The sequence below is a fragment of the Kitasatospora sp. NPDC058965 genome (assembly GCF_042741245.1).
Lineage (GTDB): Bacteria > Actinomycetota > Actinomycetes > Streptomycetales > Streptomycetaceae > Kitasatospora.
The window spans coordinates 1-1,969 of the sequence record NZ_JBHYKG010000572.1; the positions used below are offsets into that span (position 1 = coordinate 1).

Below are 1,969 nucleotides of genomic sequence, written 5' to 3' on the forward strand. Positions count from 1 at the left end.
ACCGGGCCGACCGCGTGCGCTCAGGCGCCGAGCCGCGCGACCTCGGCGTCGATGGCGTCGCTCAACAGGGAGCGGGCGTGGTCCAGCGGGACGCCGCCGCTGAGCCAGCGCATGCTCAACCCCTCCAGCAGCGCGATCAGCCGCTCGGCGGCGGCCGCCAGCGCGGGGGCGGTGGCCATCGGGCGCACCCGGGCGAGCAGCTCGGCGATCTCGTGCACCCAGACCAGCGTCGCCCGGGCCAGGTCCTCGCGCAGCGTCTCGTCGAAGACCGCGCTGGCCCGCAATTCGCCCCAGGCGGTGCTGTTCTCCCGCACCTCGGGCACGTCCTGTAGCTCCAGCAGCAGCGTGCTCCGCAGCTCCTCCACCGGGCTCAACTGCTCGGCGGCGGCCCGCTCCCGGGTGTAGCGCTCGGCCCGGTCGTTGATGAACTCCAGGGTCTGGCGCAGGATCCCGGTGCGGTCCTTGAAGTGGTAGTAGATCAGCGCCGTGGACACGCCCGCCTCGGCGGCGAGCTCCTCCACCCGGAGGCCCCGGACGCCGCGCCGCGCGATCACCCGGGCGGACGCTTCCATGATTGCTGTTCTGCGGTCACTCACAAGCGATCACCCTACCCGCCGGTCCGGGGCCGCACGACGCTTCCGCTGACCGGACCGTCAGGCAGGACCGGGGATGCACCGTGCGCGCACCGCTGGACGACCGCCCAACTGCACGGGTGCCCGCGCCGGGCGGATCACCAATGGTCTACCCGCCGGTCGGCCACCAGGCTTTCAGCGCTCCTCCCCCGCCGATCCACCGGTCGGCGCCGGCCCCGTCACGGCCGCGCCGACCCGAGAAGGGACAGTTCGATGCTCAAGGGCTCCCTGCGTCCTGCCGCCACCGCGAAAGCACTCGCGATCGGCGCCGTCCTGGCGCTCGCGGTGCCGGGCACCGCGTACGCCAACACCGTCGCCGTCACGGTGAAGACCCCCGGCGCCACCGCCGGCCCCGCCTCGACGTTCTCCGAGATCTCCACCCACGCCGACTGCGCGAGCGGCCTGATCTCCGGTGGCGGCGTCAACCAGGCCATCGGCACCGGCACTTCGTCCAACGGCAACCACGTCGACGGCACCGGGCCGAGCTCCGACGGCAGCACCGAGTACCTCGGCTCCACCGGCGTGGTGGGCACCGACGTGACGCACTGGATGGCCTTCGGCGGCAGCGGCGGCGCGGTGAACGCCTCGTTCTCGACCACCCCGTACGCCCTCTGCCTGTCCAGCAACCTGATCACCCACACCCAGGTGGTGATGAACAAGGTCGCCGGCCCGGGCAGTTCGGCCACCGTCGCGCTGGCCGTGGCGACCTGCCCGTCCGGCACCCGCCTGCTCGGCGGCGGCGCCCGCACCACCCCGGGCAACGTCGGCAGCCTGAAGCCGGCCGCCAGCTACCCGACCTTCAACGACGCCGCCCACGACTACGGCCAGAAGGCCGCGGCCGACGGGCAGACCAACCCCGACTCCTGGGCGGCGGTCGGCTGGAACGGCGGGGGCGGCGGCACCAGCAACGAGACCTACGCCTACGCCATCTGCAGCGGCTCCGGAATCAACGTCAGCGGCGCCACCGTGACGGTGCGCAACAGCGAGGTGAGCGGACCGAACACGGCGACCACCGGCCCGACCGTGACGGTCGGCTGCGGCGCCAACGACGGCACGCTGGTCAGCGGCGGCGCCGCGATCAGCAGCGGCAACGTGACCGGCACCGACTTCACCGGCCCGGGCTCGGGCGGCGACCACCTCAACGGCAGCTACCCCAGCGACTCCAGCGGCAACCCGGTCGCCGACGGCACGACCAGTGCCTCCTCCTGGACCGCCTCGACCCACACCGGCGGCGCCGGCTCCACCGGCAACTACTCCGACGCCTGGGCACTCTGCGCCAACGACGGCGTCTGATCCCCCGTCCGTCCGAACCGCGGGCCGGGATGGCAGCCCCCGCC

General features: G+C 73.5%; 2 protein-coding genes. One reads left to right on the top strand and one right to left on the bottom strand.

Translation table 11 applies throughout. The features are described 5' to 3' along the window. Positions 1-20: 20 nt before the first annotated feature. Positions 21-572 (bottom strand): TetR/AcrR family transcriptional regulator, encoded by a 552-nt coding sequence (locus tag ACFW1A_RS40260; RefSeq protein WP_380418664.1) that lies wholly within the window; start codon positions 570-572, stop codon positions 21-23. A gap of 273 nt (positions 573-845) precedes the next feature. On the opposite strand from ACFW1A_RS40260, the gene ACFW1A_RS40265 reads away from it, so the two are divergent. Next, the gene (locus tag ACFW1A_RS40265; RefSeq protein WP_380418666.1) at positions 846-1,925 is read left to right on the top strand and encodes a hypothetical protein; all 1,080 of its coding nucleotides are present in this window, start codon (positions 846-848) and stop codon (positions 1,923-1,925) included. Positions 1,926-1,969 lie beyond the last annotated feature (44 nt).